This is a genomic window from Streptomyces sp. URMC 123, from assembly GCF_051386515.1.
Taxonomy (GTDB): Bacteria; Actinomycetota; Actinomycetes; order Streptomycetales; family Streptomycetaceae; genus Streptomyces.
In genome coordinates, this window is record NZ_JBPQTV010000146.1 from 1 (window position 1) to 15297 (window position 15297).

The window sequence follows — 15297 nt, forward strand, 5'->3', positions numbered from 1 at the left end:
GGCGTGGAGGGTGTCGGGGAGGGGCAGGGCGGCGAGGCTGAACACTGCGCCGGCGAGCAGGTGGCGACGCTCGGGGTCGGCCAGGGTGCGCACAGGATCAGACTCCCAGGACGGTGGTGGCATCTGGGCCGGGGCGCGGGTCAGGCCCGCCTCCTCGGCGGTGACCGGCCGGTCCAATCGCCGCGAGAGGGCCTCGAGGAGGAACGTGCCGGCCGGGGGGCGGGGCTGGGTACCGGCCAGCCATCGCGCGACGGTGGAGCGGTCACATCCAAAGCCTGCCGACTGTTCGGCAGCCACCGTGCGTATGGCGTCGGCGAGTTGGGCTCCGCTCCAGCCGCAGTCTTCCAGTAATCGGCACAGTGAGGTGTTCGGGTCTCGAGACACGCTCGATTTCCTTTCGGTATAACACCGTACCGACAGTTACTCACAAGCGGGCAAAGTGGCAGCACGAGTCCCGCATCCGCTCCTGCCGGGCCTGGTGTCCCCGGCAGGGGCGCCGTGCACTGGTTGTACCCGCGCCGCCCCGTGATCCAGCCTGCCGGGTGTTGCGGGCCGTACACCGTGTGGTCGGTAGCGCGTTTATGGCGCTGGCCGCGGCCGATCGGGCACTGCGGTGCTGGAGGGGAACCACGGTGCTGGCCGTGTTGCTAACCGACCGGCCCGAGTGAAGGGCGGCTGTGCCGCGCTATATCCGTCTCGGCAGTTGCGGCTTGCGCAATCCCCGCAGACCGGCCGGCCCGACGGGCACCTCTGGGTGGCCAGCGAACCGCACTATCTGGCCGGGCGCGTCCTGCCCGTGCCCCCGGCCGCCACCGTGGCGGATGCCGTGCGCCGCGCATGCGACGACGCTGGGCTGCTGACCAGCGAACTGGATGGCCTGCTGGTGACCCCCGGCCTGAACGACGATCTCAATGCCTCACTTGCCGAAGATCTCGGCGTGCGGGATCTCAGGCTGCTCAACGTGATTCGCGGCGATGGCTCATCCGTGTGCGCTGCGATCGCCTACGCCAGTAACCGGGGCTTGCCGAACCATTCCAGGTGGTGTCGACTACATGACCCTAATCAGCGCGCTCGGCCGGGTGTGTGGCGTGCGGGGGCGAGGTGGACCAGAAGTCCACCTCGATAAACGGCTAGCACGTTGCGGAGCGCGCCGATGTCCTGTGTCGGGTTGCCAGCGACCGCGAGAAGATCGGCGTGGGCCCCTCGGACGATGTGACCCCTCCGCGGGGTGAGTCGCAGCGCGGTTGCGGCGCGCATGGTCGCGAGATGAAGAGCGTGAGTGGGTTGGATGCCGGCGGCCACGAACGCTGCCAGAGTGTGCGGCAGCACGTCATGAGGTTTGAATGGGCCGATACCGGCGTCGCTGCCCGCCAGGAGCTGCACTCCTTCCTCATGCATCAGCCGGGTCAGAGCAGTGATCGCTGGCAGGCGGTGGGAGATGAAATCAGGGAGCGGCGGGGCCCCGGGAAGGACGCCAAGAGTGATGCACGCGTAGGTGCGCCTCTTCGCCATGGCTTCGATGGTCGCGAGGTTGGGCGCGACCCCGTCGGAGGTGAAGAAATCAGCGTGCTCCACACTGTCGAAGCCGGCCCGAACGGCCATGAGAATACTGCGATCGTCATGGGCGTGGGCAGCCGTGATGAGGCCATGCTTGTGGCTTTCGGCCACGACGCACCGCAATTCGGCAGAGGTGAACTGCGGCTGGAACGGCAGGGAGCCGTGGGTCAGCACGCCTCCGCTGGCCATGACTTTGACGGTATGACACCCGCGCCGACTTCGTTCCTGGACGCTGGCACGCAGAGCGTGCTGCCCCTCTGTTGCTCCTCCCATGCTGTGACAGTGTCCGCCGACGCTTGTCAGCGGGGGGCCCGCGGCCAGGATTTCGGGCATCTGCACCGTGTCGTCCCCCAGGCGACGGAGGGCGAGGCTGAGAAAGGAGCGATCACCCAAGTCTCTCACCGTGGTGATCCCGGCTCGCAGAGCTCGGGAGGCTGCTTGCTGTGCTTCGCTGAGGACAGTGGCGTCGTCGGATTGTTCAAGGTGCACGAACGGTGCAGCGCCGGCGTTTAAGCACAGATGAGTGTGTGGGTCGATGAGACCTGGAAGCAGACAGGACCCGGGCCCGTAATCGGATACTGAGATGTGCGCGGGGAGTTGCGCGTGGCCGGGCAGTACGTCCTCCACTGTCGAGCCTGAGAGCAGGACGGTTGAGGGACCATACGAGCGTTCGCCATCGAACAGGTAGCTGGTTCGGATGGCCTGGAGAGTGCCGGGCGAGGGCGTCGCACCGCTGAGGGGGGCGCCGGGCAGACGGCTGGGCATGGTGGCTGACAGATCCTTCAGTCGGAGATCGTGGTGGCTTCCGAGAATTGTTGATGCGCTTGAGGGTGGCGGCCGGGCGGAGTGCTGGCGTCGTTTGCAGCGGCAGGCGCGGACAACGGCTTGGTGGAGGCGGCGGGGTCGCGCCCAACCTCGCGACCGTCGCAGCCATGGCGAAGAGGGGCACCTTTTGTTGCTGGGGGCCGTTGATCGCCAAGCGAATATCGGGCCGGACGGGTTCGGGCTGTGGACATGGCCCCCCACCGCCGGCGAGCGCGGTGGCGTACTCCCAGGAACGAGGCACTGCCCTTGATGCCGGGGGCGTCAGTGAGACAAAGTCTCAGGGGCCCGTGGTCGACACCACCTGGAACGGTTCGGCAAGTCTGCCTGCCGGAAGCCCCGCGGCCTCAGCCTGCGTACCCAGCCACTGGCGCATCTCCGCCTCCACCCTGGCGACATTCTCGATCTGGCTTGCGTGTGCCTTCAGTGCCCGCATCTTCGTATCGAAGGTCTCGGTGACATCCACAAAGCTGTTCGACATCGGGCCGCCGCTCAACCAGACCTCCGGTACCACCCATGGCTCCAGTCGCTCCTCTGTGAGGAGTTCCGGAAAGGCAAGCGGATTTCGCGCATCCGGATACACTGCTTGGAACGCGGCCTCACCGGTCACGAGATGATCCGGGTGGCTGGGTGCCAGCCACTCCCAATTGCGCTCGGGGCTTTGCGTCAACATAATATGCGGGCGCACCTTTCGGATTACCCTGGCGATGTCCCGTCGCAGGTCAAGACTCAGCTCCAGACCGCCATCGGGATATCCGAGCCAGCAGATCCGCTCGCCGCTCACCCCCACCTCTGTGGCCGCCCGCTCTTGCTCCTCTCGGCGCAGTCGACGAATGTCCGCCTGCCCCATAGACGGATCATCCCCCCCGGCCTCTCCGTCTGTGACCAAGCAATACCATACCTGCTTGCCATCGGCGCACCACCCGGCTACCGTGCCGGCCGCACTGAAATCGACATCGTCAGGGTGAGCTACCACTACCAGCACACGCTCGAGTTCCACTCTGATTTCCCTTCTCTCGATGCCCGTGTGTCATTGCGTCGCAAACGGCCGCCATCGGGGAGGGTGTGGAGGCCGCCGTCACCAGTCCCATTCGGTTCGACACCCCTGCGTCAGAATGCATGGCGCGCGACAGCCTCGAGCAACTGCTCGCTAGCTACGCGGCATGGAGGGGACCCTGGCGCCTTCTGCCCTGGCCCACCGGGCCCGCATACGCCTGAGCTATGCGCAGCCATTCTTCGGGGGCGTCGCCCCAGGTGACCAAATCGGAATCCTCGCGGTGCAACCGTTGAGTCGCGACCAGCGCGAAATCCAGTGCGGTACCCACTACCTTGTTGGGAGCATGGGCCGGGCCCCAGCTCCATACTTCGCCCCCTGGGGCACGTAGCTCAACTCTGAACTCTTCCTCGGGCGGTTCCATCCCCCTGAGTTGATATGCGAAGTCCCTGCTGCGAACCCCCAACCGCACCACGTGCTCCAGCCTCCTGGTCGGCTGGCGGGAAATCCCGAGCGCGTCGAACACGTCCTGGCCATGGGCCCACGTCTCCATCACCCGAGAAGCGGCCATCGCCGCGACCGAAAGCGGACGAGGGGCGAACCAGGGGATGCGTGTGCCGCTTGGAAGTGCGCGCAAGATGCCGGAAAGCTCAGCAGCACTCCTTCGCCATACCGACACCAGTTGGCTCTGCGGAAGGTGCGAGCGCTCCCTGGTGCCGGCATTGACGAACTCTGATCCGGCGTTGATCGACTCCACCGCGTGCGGGGGCGCCAGCACGCCGTCGACCTCGTCAGCGAACGTCTCCGGACTGCGGATCGCTCGCATCACCAGCTCGTCGGTCCAATTGAGGTGCGCGATCTGGTCAGCGATAGTGAAACCCTGCGCAGGAGTGAGGGAGCTCCATTGGCTCGCGTCAAGACCCGCGACCACTTCATCCAGGTCGGCGCGCTCGGCGTCGAGGTCGTCCACTATCGCGTTGATATCGGCCATGCCAACCGTCCTCATCGAGGGCGTATATCGGGTTGTGCTCGATCGTACGACTCAATACATCGTGCCTTGAGCTCTGGTGAAGGAGTGATGCTCCTGGAGGGTGACGTCTGCCGCTTGACGGAAGGTGGGGACAAACTCCCCACAGTCCCGGCGCTCGAATTCCACCTTCATAGGAAGTCCGGCTCTGAGCCCGGCGGGGTCGGCTGCCAACCGGACGCGGAGCCACGGGCCCTCCACGAGCTCTACAATTCCGCCCACAGCTGTGATCGCACCGGCTCGGTCACGCAGTACTGTCCAGCTTATGAGCGTCCCGAAGCCTGACACTGCTTTCCAGCCGAGCGTGGGTGCCGAGCACGTCGGGCATGCCCTTACCTGTGGCGCCGCCAGACTGCCGCACTCCGCGCACTGCCTCACTGCCAGTTCGGCTCTTTCCAGTGCATCAAAGAACGGCGCCGATGAGTCGTCACGCACTATCGTCATCACTCGCACCTCGGTTTCAGCTGCGGGCCTGCGGGCTCAGCACGAGGGTGCTGTGGTGATGGAACACTCCTCCGTTACCGCTCACCAAAATCACCTCATTGTGGTCGACTTGGCGCTCACCACCCGCGCCACGCGCCTGGATGACTGCCTCGGATACCGGCGTCATTCCCCACATGTGGTAGCCGGACAGCTGGCCTCCACCGGTGTTCACGGCTGCCCGCCCTCCTCCGGGCATCAAGTGTCCTTCCTCCGCATACAGCCCACCCTCGCCTTTGGGGCAGAACCCGTAGTCCTCCAGGGTGAGCAGCACCGCGAACGTGAAGCAGTCATAGATTTCGGCGATGTCGACGTCATCGATCCCGGCTCCAGCCATGCGGAGCGCCGCGGGCCCGGATTCGGCCGCCCCGCTGACGATGCCGAATCTGCTGCCCTTGGCGTCCTCATGGACGGGATGGGATTGGGCGAAACCGAGGACGTACACCGGGGGCTGAGCCAGTGCCGCCGCACGGCTCGCGGACGTTACGACGACCGCTACGCCGCCGTTGCTGACGAGACAGCAGTCCAGCAGCCGCAGGGGGTCGGCAATCAGCCGCGAGCCTTGGTGATCAGCCAGCGTCATGGGGTCCCGTATCTCGGCCAGCGGGTTGCGGCTGGCCCACGCACGCTGCGCCACGGCGATCGCCCCGAGCTGTTCGGACGTGGTGCCGAAAGTTTCCATGTGCCGACGGGTCGCCAAAGCGTACCGAGCGTGCACGCCGGCAAGCCCTGCGTCGGTAACCAGGCTGTCGAATCCCCTTGGCGACTCGCTCGGTGCGTAGGCTGCGCCGGCTCGATGACCTCGGCGTAGCGGTGCGTCGGCGAACACGCACGCTATCGTGCTCGCCAGTCCCGAGCTGATCGCCATGCTGGCGTAGGCGATCGCAGCGCACCCGGATGAGCCATCGCCGCGAATCACGTTGAGGAGCCTGAGATCCCGCACGCCGAGATCTTCGGCAAGTGAGGCATTGAGATCGTCGTTCAGGCCGGGGGTCACCAGCAGACCATCCAGTTCGCTGGTCAGCAGCCCAGCGTCGTCGCATGCGCGGCGCACGGCATCCGCCGCGAAGTCGCGAGCCGTCCGACCGTAGACCTTGCCCACGTCGGTGATTCCCAGGCCCGCGATCGCGGCATCCCGCTTCGCGCCACCAGCCATATCGCCTCCTTACCTCAACCGGCAGCCGCTCTGCCGCCCCCGCAGTCGGGGATCAGCCAGGGGCCTCGCACCGCCGAGCAGGTTCACGGCCTGCAGGAACCGCAGGTGCAAACGGCATACGGGCAAGGAACCAAGGCACAGGTCATCACCAGCGGGAGTCGTCGCACGGCCTGGACTGCATACGGAGCCACCTGCGCCGCGTCGGCCGGGCCCTGGGGTGGGTAGATGCCCAGTGCACCACCGCCCGCGGCGGGCGGCCCACCCCCAGACGCTGCGAATGTGCAACTTGCGCTGCGACTACGTGCGATTGTGAAGGTGGGTCGTCTGGGCTGCTGTTAGCCGAGGAGGAGCCAATGCCTCGCCATGCCAACGTCCAGCTGCGCCAGTTGCTCGATGCCTGCGACTGGAACGCGGCTCAACTCATTGCCGCCATGCGGGCGCTGTCTGCGGAGCGCGGGCACTGTCGTGCGGGTGACCGCTCCACCGTCACGCGCTGGCTCGCAGGCACCCAGCCCCGCTCCGACGCCGCGGCGCTCCTGCTCGAAGTACTCAGCCGGCGCCTGAGTCGGCCCGTCACCGCTCACGAAGCAGGTTTGACCCGCGCCCCATCCATCCTGCCCCCGCCTACCTGGGAGGTCGATCCGCTGCGTCACCTGTCACGGCTGACCTCCGCCGAAACCGACCCCGGAGGTCGCCGTCTCCTTGCCACCGCGGTGTTCAACCTCGCAGCCCTCGCCCTCCCCGATTCTCTCACCCAGCTGCCCTCCGACCCAGTCGCGGACTCAGCCTCCTCAGTCCGGCGGGCTGGATCTGCTCGGGTCGAGCAACTACACGCCATGACCCATGTGTTCGCCGAGGCAGCCTCCTTGCACGGCGGCGCGCACATCCGCCCCGCCTTGGCCGCCTACCTCCGTCACGCCGTCCTCCCCCTCCTGCGCACGGACGCCACCGAGGCGGTGCGCCGCGGCCTGCTGACCGCCACCAGCCACCTCACCCTGCTGCTCGGCACCATGTGCGCCGACGCCGGGCACGACGCCGCCGCCCAGCACTACCACCACACTGCTGCCCGCCTCGCCGCCGACGCCCACGACCGCGCCGCACTGGCCATCGTCCTGCGCACCATGGCCACCCACGCCCACAACCTCGGCTACTACCACCCCGCCGTACGCCACCTCGCCGAGGCCGCCACCGTTCACGCCCACCACGCACCGCCCCCTGTGCGCGCCTACACCCTGGCCCAGCTCGCCGTCATCGAAGCCCGCCACGACCGCCACACCGCCCTGGCGACGTTCACCCGTGCCGAACGCCTCCACACCCAGCGTGACCAAGTTGACGCATCGCCCGGCCCGTTCACCACCTACCCCGACGGTGCCCTGCACTTTCAGCGCGCCCAGATGCTCGCGACCCTCGGCGACAGCCGCGCCGCCGCCCGCGCCCTTTCCGCCTCACTCGCCGCCCGTACCCCCACCGAACGTCACGCCACCGCCCTCACCCACGCCCACCACGCCGAGATTCTTCACCGCCTCAGCCACCTCGACGAAGCCCTCACCCACTGGAGCCACTTCGTGGACCTCTACCCCCACCTCAACTCCGCACGCGCCACCCGCCACCTCACTACCATGCGCCGCCTCCTCGTCCCCCACCGCCACGACCCCGACACCCACCTCACCAAGGCCGCACAGCTCACCTAACGGCCCTGCGCGGTCCACCCCAGCCAAGCGGAACCGGGTAACCGGAACGAGGTGGGAAGGTTCTGTGCATGCACTGCCCTCCGCGATACACAAGGGACCGCAAGAGGCTCCTTGGAACGGCGTACATTTGCACCATGCAAGATCCAGTCACGCACGCCTGCCGACCTCCGTGGCCCGCCATACCTGCCGAGGAAGACGCCTTTCCGGCTGCCCAACCCGCCGATACGGCGGGGGCCGACGTGGTACGGCCCGCCCCGCCTACGGGAGACACCTCCGCTGCTTCCCGCCCTCACGCGCGTGATCACACCAACGGCCGTGGTTGTGATGGCGGCAGCGAGCACGGACACCTACCCATGCAGTTCTGACGGCCATTCGGTAGAACTCGACTGCGATCGAGTGCGATACGTACACGCCAGGGCGTCGCCGAACATTGCTCCCTTGCTAGTGCTCTGACCGCATACCTTCGCCGGGTTGGGCGGATGTGGGGCCATTAATGCCAGCTACCTGGCCGAGGCATCCGCCTATGCTTGGGTCGTGCAGCCGCTTTCCGACCGCAGCAATCCGTTGATCACGGCGTTCCCAGCCGAGCTTGCAAGCGATGCCGAGGCAGTCCTGGCAGTGATGCCTGATTCGCGGCTCCAGCCGCATGCCTCGTTCTCGGTCGCTGTCGAGGGCCAGCAGGTTTTGATCCCCGGGCGCCTCTACAACGACGAGCCGCCAACCGCCAGGGTGGCGTCGCTTTCGTCGCGCCAACAACAGCTTCTGCACTGCCTGTACTCAAGGCACTGCGACGGCATGGTCAGGCAGCGCCACTTGGAGAAGATTCTTGGTTCCACGGACCCGTGGGTCGTCCCCTTCGTCGTGCAGCTGGTTGGCGAGTACGTATTGGAGATCCTGGTCGTCATCTGCGATGAACTCCGTGATCTCGCCACGCCCGGCACCTGCGGCCACCTCGCTTACGGGCAGTTCATCGTGGACAACCCTGCTTTCTTCGCGCGCACTCAACGGCGGGTCGTGAGCTACTGGAGCTGCTACTACCGGGGCACCTACGCGAGTTTTCGGGGCTACCCGGGGTGCACTCTCCTTGACCTCCTACGGTCCGCTGCCTCCCACAAAGCAGGGCATCCCTGGCCCAACCTCGCTCCAGCCGATGCCAGAGTGGGCGGCTACTGCTAGGACCCGGCCGGGCAAGGTCGCCGGGCTGGTCAAGCGGCATCGGCGAGGGGACGTCCGCCCCAACGGATGCCCTTCTCGCTGCGGATGCGAGCCCGCTCGCGGCGCTGGGCTGCCGGCACGTCGGGGTGACGGGCATTCGCGTTGCGCCAGCGCAGGTAGGCGTGCAGGGCAAGATGGGGGCGCCGTCCGGTCGGGCGGCCCGGCCCGATCTGAGCGCGGCCAGCGTGTTCGCGGCGCCCTTCTTCCGGCGGTTGACGCCCCAGAACGTGTCGTCGCCGAACCCTAGAAGAGCCCGAGCTTCTTCGGCGAGTACGACACCAGGAGATTCTTCGTCTGCTGGTAGTGCCCCAGCATCATCGCGTGGCCTTCGCGCCCGATGCCCGACTGCTTGTAGCCGCCGAAGGCGGCGTGCGCGGGGTAGGCGTGGTAGCAGTTGGTCCACACCCGGCCCGCCTGGATCGCGCGGCCCGCGCGGTAGGCCGTGGTGATGTCGCGGGTCCAGATGCCGGCGCCCAGGCCGTAGAGGGTGTCGTTGGCGATGTCCATCGCGTCGGCGAAATCCGTGAAGGGCGTGACACAGACGACCGGGCCGAAGATCTCCTCCTGGAAGATCCGCATCCGGTTGTTGCCCTCGAAGATCGTCGGCTGGACGTAGTACCCGCCGGCAAGCTCTCCGCCCAACTCGACGCGGTCGCCGCCGGTGAGGACCGTGGCGCCCTCCTGCCGACCGAGGTCCAGATAGGAGAGGATCTTCTGGAGCTGGTCGTGGGAGGCCTGCGCGCCGATCATCGTGTCGGTGTCCAGCGGGTGCCCCGGAACGATCCGCTCCGTGCGGGCCACCGCGGCCTCCAGGAACTCCCGGTAGTGCCCCCGCTGGACGAGCGCCCGCGAGGGGCACGTACACACCTCGCCCTGGTTGAGGGCGAACATCGCGAACCCCTCCAGCGCCTTGTCGCGGAAGTCGTCCTCCGCGGCGGAGACGTCGTCGAAGAAGATGTTCGGGCTCTTGCCGCCGAGTTCGAGCGTGACCGGCTTGATGTTCTCGCTGGCGTACTGCATGATCAGCCGCCCCGTGGTGGTCTCGCCGGTGAAGGCGATCTTCGCCACCCGGGGGCTGGACGCCAGCGGCTTGCCCGCCTCCGCCCCGAAGCCGTTCACGATGTTGAGCACTCCCGGCGGCAGCAGATCGGCGATGAGCCGCAGCCAGACGTGGACCGACGCCGGGGTCTGCTCCGCGGGCTTGAGCACGACGGCGTTGCCGGCCGCGAGGGCGGGCGCCACCTTCCAGGCCGCCATAAGCAGCGGGAAGTTCCACGGGATGATCTGGCCCACCACACCCAGCGGCTCATGGAAGTGATAGGCGACGGTGTCCTCGTCGATCTCGCTGAGGCCGCCCTCCTGGGCGCGCAGGGCGCCCGCGAAGTAGCGGAAGTGGTCGATGGCCAGAGGGATGTCCGCGGCCAGCGTCTCCCGGATCGGCTTGCCGTTCTCCCAGCTCTCGGCGACGGCCAGTTCCTCGAGGTGTTCGGCCGTCCGGTCGGCGATCCGGAGCAGGACGTTCGCGCGGTCGGCGGGCGCGGTGCGGCCCCACGCGGGAGCGGCGGCGTGCGCGGCGTCCAGGGCGGCCTCGACGTCCTCGGCCGTGCCGCGCGCGACCTCCGTGAACGGCAGGCCGTTCACCGGGCTCGCGTTCTCGAAGTACTGCCCACGGTGGGGCTTGACGTACTCCCCGCCGATCCAGTGGTCGTACGTGGACTCGAAGGAGACGATCGAGCCGTCCGTGCCGGGCGTGGAGTAACGGGTCATCTCGTTGGCCTCCCGGACCGTCGCTGCCGCCCACCGCACCGGGCGGCGTTCGAGGGGCGAGGCTAGGGGCGCCGACGTTGCGGGGAGGTTGCGCCCAGCTCCCCGTGGAGTTCCCTCAACCGCGCCCGTGCCAGCGCGCCCGACCGGTGGCCGTCCGGGCAGAGGTTCGCCAGCGCCTGCCAGGCGGTGAGGTCGTCCGCGCCCCAGGGGCCGGCCGTCCAGCGCGCCAGCAGGTCCGGGTCGCCCCGAGCGACCAGGGCGGCCCGCAGCTGGTTCTCCAGCCGGGCCCGCAGCCGCCGTACGGACGGCGCCTGGGAGCCGGGCAGCAGAGGCCCCCGGTACGCCCGGAGCGCCGCGTCCAGCGAGCCGGCCGTCACCCGCCGCGCGACGGCCGCCGCGTCCGTCTCCACGGGCGCGGCCAGCCGGTACGGGCGCGACCGTACGACCTCCGGGCCCAGGACGCGCCGCAGCCGGGACAGCTCCGCCCGGAGCGTCACGGGCGGCGTGGTCTCGTTCTCGTACAGCGCGCACATGAGCTGGTCACCGCTGAGCCCTTCGGGATGAGCGGCGAGCAGTACGGCGATCTCGCTGTGCCGGCGGCTCAGCCGCAGCCTCCGGTTGCCCAGCGCCAGTACTGCTTCATCGCGGCCGAGCACGGACAGAGTGAGCGCCGGCCGACCCGTGGTCGCGGGTCGCGGGGCCAGCAGCGCGAGCTGCGATTCCGCGGCCCGGGCGACGGCTTGGACGAGGGCGAGGCTGTGCGGGTGGGCGAGCGTGTCGCCGCCGGTGACGTCCACCGCGCCGATCACGCGGCCCGTGCGCGGATCGTGGACGGGCGCGGCAGCACAGGTCCACCGCTGCACCGTACGGCTGAAGTGCTCGGCCGCGAAGACCTGTACGGGGCGGTCGACGGCGACCGCGGTCCCGGGGGCGTTGGTACCGACGGCGCACTCCGCCCATCGCGCGCCGGGCACGAAGTTCATGCGCCCGGCGCGACGGCGCGTCAGGGCGTGCCCCTCCACCCACAGCAGCCGCCCGTACTCGTCGCAGACCGCCAGCAGGTGCTCGCCATCCGTCGCGACCGTGCCCACCAGTTCCCGGAACAACGGCATCACCCGGGCGAGCGGATGGTTCGCGCGGTACTCCTCCAGATCGTCGTCGAGGAGGTCCACGGCAGCCGTCGCCTCCGGGCTCACCCGCGCCCGCGACGAGCGGCGCCAGGACTCGGCGACGACGGACCGTACGGACGCCTCGACGGTGCCGGCCGCCGTGAACCTCTGATGCGCGCGGCGCAGCGCACCGGCGCGTTCGGCCGGATCTGTGCCGGGTTCCAGAGCGACCCATGGATCGGTCACGTTGCCATCCCGGAGGTGAGAGAGCCGCAGAACGGGGCTGAAATGACCGGCGCCCCGGGGCCGGGCCTGGTTACATCGTGACGTCCGAGGGATCGTTCGACAACCGAGCGTTCGACATCGAGCGTTTGACATCGAGCGTTCGACACCCGGCGTTCCGCGACGCTCCATCGGCGCCGCCCAACCCATGACCGAGAGCCGACGCATGACCATGGATCAGGAGACCGACGTGACCACAGGCACCGCCGCCCCCCTCCAGCCTCTCCAGCCCATGCCGACCGACTGGAAGCGCTGCCTGGCCGTCGTGGCCCACCCCGACGACCTGGAGTACGGCTGCTCCGCGGCCATCGCCGCCTGGGTCGACCGTGGCGCCGAGGTGTCGTATCTGCTCGTCACCCGGGGCGAGGCCGGGATCGACGGACTGAGCCCGGCCGAGTGCGCCCCCCTGCGGGAGCAGGAGCAGCGGGCCAGCGCGGCGGTCGTCGGGGTGTCGGCCGTGGAGTTCCTCGACCACCGCGACGGTGTGATCGAGTACGGGCTCGGGCTGCGCCGTGACCTGTCCGCCGCCATCCGCCGCCACCGCCCCGAACTGCTGCTCACCCTCAACCACCACGACACCTGGGGCGGTGTCGCGTGGAACAGTCCCGACCACAAGGCCGTCGGCAGGGCGGCCCTGGACGCCGCGGAGGACGCCGGCAACCGGTGGATCTTCCCCGAGCTGATCGAGGAGGGGCTCCAACCCTGGGGCGGGGTGCGCTGGGTCGCCGTCGCCGGCTCGCCCCGGCCCACGCACGCCGTCGACGCCACCTCGGGCGTGGAGCGGGCCGTGCAGTCCCTGCTGGCCCACCGCACGTACATCGAGGCGCTGACCGATCAGGACCCGGAGACCTACGCGCGCGACTTCCTGACCGGCAGCATGGCGGAGGCGGGGGAGCGCTTCGGCGGCAAGCCGGCCGTGTCGTTCGAGCTGTTCCCGCGCTGAGGAGGCCGGAGTGGGGGCGTTGACAGGGCCGGAGGCCGGGCGCAGACTCTGCCGCACGGAGATCGTAAACGTGCGTTAACGTCTGTTCACCCGAAAGTGCGGAGGGGCGTCGTATGAGGGACCGGCTGCGGGACGTCTACATCGTCGACGCCGTCCGCACACCGTTCGGCAAGCACGGCGGCGCCCTCGCCTCGGTGCGGCCCGACGATCTCGCCGCCCACGTGGTGAGGGCCCTCCTGGACCGTGCCCCCGCGCTGGACCCCACCCGGGTCGACGATGTGATCCTCGGCTGTGCGAACGGCGCCGGTGAGGACAACCGGAACGTGGCGCGCATGGCCGTCCTGCTGGCCGGCCTGCCGGTGACCGTCCCCGGTTCGACGGTCAACCGGCTGTGCGGCTCCGGCATGGAGGCGGTCGTCCAGGCCGCCCGGGCCATCGCGGTGGGCGAGGCGTCCGTGGTGGTGGCGGGGGGCGTGGAATCCATGACGCGCGCTCCCTGGGTGATGCCCAAGCCGGAGCGCGCCTTCCCCACGAGCCATCAGCAGATGTACTCCACGGCGCTGGGCTGGCGGATGACCAACCCCCGGATGCCCGAGGAGTGGACGGTCCCGCTGGGCGAGGGGGCTGAGCTCGTCGCGGACCGGCACCGGGTGACCCGCGCGGCGCAGGACGCCTTCGCCCTGGAGAGCCATCACCGGGCGGCGAAGGCCTGGGCCGAGGGGCTCTACGACGCCGAGGTGGTCCCCCTCCCGGACGTGGCCCCGCACCGCGACGAGTCCATCCGGGACGACACGTCCCTGGAGTCGCTGGCCGGGCTGAAGCCGGTGTTCCGCCGCGACGGCACCGTCACGGCGGGGAACGCCTCCCCGCTGAACGACGGGGCGGCGGCCCTGCTGCTGGTGGACGAGGAGGGGCTGCGGGCCACGGGCCGCGAGCCCCTCGCCAGGATGCGGGCGTCGGCCGCCACCGGCATCGAGCCGCAGCTCTTCGGCCTCGGGCCGGTCGAGGCGGCGGAACGCGCGCTGGAGCGGGCCGGACGCGGCTTCCCGGACCTCCGTACGGTCGAGCTGAACGAGGCCTTCGCGGCGCAGGCCCTGGGATGTCTGGCCGCCTGGCCCGACCTCGACCCCGCCGTGGTCAACCCCCGGGGCGGCGCCCTCGCGATCGGCCATCCCCTGGGCGCCTCCGGCGCCCGGATCACCGGCGCGGTCGCCCATCAGCTCGCCGCCGCGGGCGGGGGAGTGGGGCTGGCCGCCCTCTGCGTCGGCGTCGGCCAGGGCCTCGCCGTGGTCCTCGAACGGTGAGCACGGTGAGCACTGAGGTCCGCGGCCGGTGAGAGCCGAGCCGTTGCCGTACGGCGGCGGCCGCGGACCCCGGGGCCGCCGCGCCGTGCCGGCTCAGCTGTCCGCCACGAGCTCCTCGACGAGCCGGAGGTAGCGGTCCCAGTCCCACAGCGGCCCGGGGTCGGTGTGGTCGGCGCCCGGCACCTCCGCGTGGCCGATGATGTGGTCGCGGTCCACGGGAATGTCGTACACCCGGCAGGCGTGGGCCGTGAGTTCGGCGGACGACGCGTACAGGGCGTCGGTGAAGTACTCCGGCCGGTCCACCCAGCCCTCGTGCTCGATGCCGATGCTGCGGGTGTTGTAGTCCCAGTTCCCGGCGTGCCAGGCGATGTCGCGATCGCGGACGCACTGGGCGACGTACCCGTCCCGGGACCGCACCACGTAGTGGGCGGAGACCCGTTTGGCCGGATTGCGGAAGACCTTCAGGGCGTCGGCGAACCGCAGCTGCGTCACATGCACCACCACGAACTCGATGGGGTGGACGAGGGGGCGGCTGGCGGCGGTGTAGTTGCCCGGGGCGGCGGCGGCCCACTGGGCGTCGGGATAGTCCTGTGCCGAGGGCCGGAGGCGTCGTACGGCCGACAGCCCGCCCATCGTGGCCGCCACGGCGGTCGTCGCCACCGCGGCGGTGGCGATGCCCCCGGCCAGCAGGCCGCCGCGGAGCAGGGCGCGGCGGCCGAAGCGGCCGCCGGTACGGGAGCCGCTCGCGGAAGTGGTCGGAGTGGCGCCGGCCGGGCCGCCCCGGTCCGGGTGGCGGTCGGCCGAGCGGTCACCTGTGGTCGGTTCCGCGGCGGGGGTGGTGTCCGTGGGTGCTCCCTGGGGCGAGCGGCCGCGTCGGTCGAGGCGGACGGTCCGGCGTGGTGGCCGGGGCGGGCTGTCGGCCGTACGCCGCCTCCGGCCCTAGGCACAGG

General features: G+C 69.6%; 12 protein-coding genes and 2 pseudogenes. 4 read left to right on the top strand and 10 right to left on the bottom strand.

The window, feature by feature from the left end:
• The 6 genes and pseudogenes from ACSNOD_RS18035 to ACSNOD_RS18060 form a co-directional block, all read right to left on the bottom strand.
• Positions 1–297: pseudogene (locus ACSNOD_RS18035) on the bottom strand (hypothetical protein); the annotation flags it as partial.
• Positions 298–1062: 765 nt separating this feature from the next.
• Positions 1063–2322: an amidohydrolase family protein gene (locus tag ACSNOD_RS18040; RefSeq protein ID WP_436767986.1), complete on the bottom strand. Its 1260-nt coding sequence runs from the start codon at positions 2320–2322 to the stop codon at positions 1063–1065.
• 337 nt (positions 2323–2659) lie between these two features.
• Positions 2660–3379 (bottom strand): PIG-L deacetylase family protein, encoded by a 720-nt coding sequence (locus tag ACSNOD_RS18045; protein ID WP_436767987.1) that lies wholly within the window; start codon positions 3377–3379, stop codon positions 2660–2662.
• Positions 3380–3533: 154 nt separating this feature from the next.
• Positions 3534–4364, bottom strand: a complete 831-nt coding sequence (locus ACSNOD_RS18050) for a TIGR03084 family metal-binding protein (RefSeq protein WP_436767988.1) — start codon at positions 4362–4364, stop codon at positions 3534–3536.
• A gap of 51 nt (positions 4365–4415) precedes the next feature.
• Complete coding sequence (locus tag ACSNOD_RS18055; RefSeq protein ID WP_436767989.1) at positions 4416–4844, bottom strand: Zn-ribbon domain-containing OB-fold protein; 429 nt, start codon at positions 4842–4844, stop codon at positions 4416–4418.
• Positions 4845–4860: 16 nt separating this feature from the next.
• The gene (locus ACSNOD_RS18060) at positions 4861–6036 is read right to left on the bottom strand and encodes a thiolase family protein (RefSeq protein ID WP_436767990.1); all 1176 of its coding nucleotides are present in this window, start codon (positions 6034–6036) and stop codon (positions 4861–4863) included.
• A gap of 836 nt (positions 6037–6872) precedes the next feature.
• Between ACSNOD_RS18060 and ACSNOD_RS18065 the strand changes: the two genes are divergently transcribed.
• On the top strand, positions 6873–7727 hold the full coding sequence (locus ACSNOD_RS18065) for a hypothetical protein (RefSeq protein WP_436767991.1): 855 nt from the start codon (positions 6873–6875) through the stop codon (positions 7725–7727).
• A 534-nt stretch (positions 7728–8261) separates the two neighbouring features.
• Complete coding sequence (locus ACSNOD_RS18070; protein WP_436767992.1) at positions 8262–8903, top strand: hypothetical protein; 642 nt, start codon at positions 8262–8264, stop codon at positions 8901–8903.
• Between the two features lie 29 nt (positions 8904–8932).
• On the opposite strand, the pseudogene ACSNOD_RS18075 reads toward ACSNOD_RS18070, so the two are convergent.
• From ACSNOD_RS18075 to ACSNOD_RS18085, 3 genes and pseudogenes are all read right to left on the bottom strand, one after another.
• Positions 8933–9180: pseudogene (locus ACSNOD_RS18075) on the bottom strand (IS630 family transposase); the annotation flags it as partial.
• 5 nt (positions 9181–9185) lie between these two features.
• Positions 9186–10709 (bottom strand): acetaldehyde dehydrogenase ExaC, encoded by a 1524-nt coding sequence (gene exaC / locus ACSNOD_RS18080; RefSeq protein WP_436767993.1) that lies wholly within the window; start codon positions 10707–10709, stop codon positions 9186–9188.
• Positions 10710–10771: 62 nt separating this feature from the next.
• Positions 10772–12064 (bottom strand): GAF domain-containing protein, encoded by a 1293-nt coding sequence (locus ACSNOD_RS18085; RefSeq protein ID WP_436767994.1) that lies wholly within the window; start codon positions 12062–12064, stop codon positions 10772–10774.
• A gap of 208 nt (positions 12065–12272) precedes the next feature.
• Here ACSNOD_RS18085 and ACSNOD_RS18090 point away from each other — a divergent pair, with 208 nt between their 5' ends.
• On the top strand, positions 12273–13043 hold the full coding sequence (locus tag ACSNOD_RS18090) for a PIG-L deacetylase family protein (protein ID WP_436767997.1): 771 nt from the start codon (positions 12273–12275) through the stop codon (positions 13041–13043).
• A gap of 113 nt (positions 13044–13156) precedes the next feature.
• Positions 13157–14347, top strand: a complete 1191-nt coding sequence (locus ACSNOD_RS18095; protein ID WP_436767995.1) for a thiolase family protein — start codon at positions 13157–13159, stop codon at positions 14345–14347.
• 93 nt (positions 14348–14440) lie between these two features.
• Here ACSNOD_RS18095 and ACSNOD_RS18100 read toward each other — a convergent pair whose 3' ends face one another.
• On the bottom strand, positions 14441–15007 hold the full coding sequence (locus ACSNOD_RS18100; protein ID WP_436767996.1) for an N-acetylmuramoyl-L-alanine amidase: 567 nt from the start codon (positions 15005–15007) through the stop codon (positions 14441–14443).
• Positions 15008–15297: the final 290 nt, after the last annotated feature.

Excerpts from the sequence above, each read along its gene's own strand:
- ACSNOD_RS18040 (WP_436767986.1), bottom strand. The coding sequence starts at position 2,322 with ATGCCCAGCCGTCTGCCCGGCGCCCCCCTCAGCGGTGCGACGCCCTCG.
- ACSNOD_RS18050 (WP_436767988.1), bottom strand. The coding sequence starts at position 4,364 with ATGGCCGATATCAACGCGATAGTGGACGACCTCGACGCCGAGCGCGCC.
- ACSNOD_RS18055 (WP_436767989.1), bottom strand. The coding sequence starts at position 4,844 with ATGACGATAGTGCGTGACGACTCATCGGCGCCGTTCTTTGATGCACTG.
- ACSNOD_RS18060 (WP_436767990.1), bottom strand. The coding sequence starts at position 6,036 with ATGGCTGGTGGCGCGAAGCGGGATGCCGCGATCGCGGGCCTGGGAATC.
- ACSNOD_RS18065 (WP_436767991.1), top strand. The coding sequence starts at position 6,873 with ATGACCCATGTGTTCGCCGAGGCAGCCTCCTTGCACGGCGGCGCGCAC.
- exaC (WP_436767993.1), bottom strand. The coding sequence starts at position 10,709 with ATGACCCGTTACTCCACGCCCGGCACGGACGGCTCGATCGTCTCCTTC.
- ACSNOD_RS18090 (WP_436767997.1), top strand. The coding sequence starts at position 12,273 with ATGGATCAGGAGACCGACGTGACCACAGGCACCGCCGCCCCCCTCCAG.
- ACSNOD_RS18095 (WP_436767995.1), top strand. The coding sequence starts at position 13,157 with ATGAGGGACCGGCTGCGGGACGTCTACATCGTCGACGCCGTCCGCACA.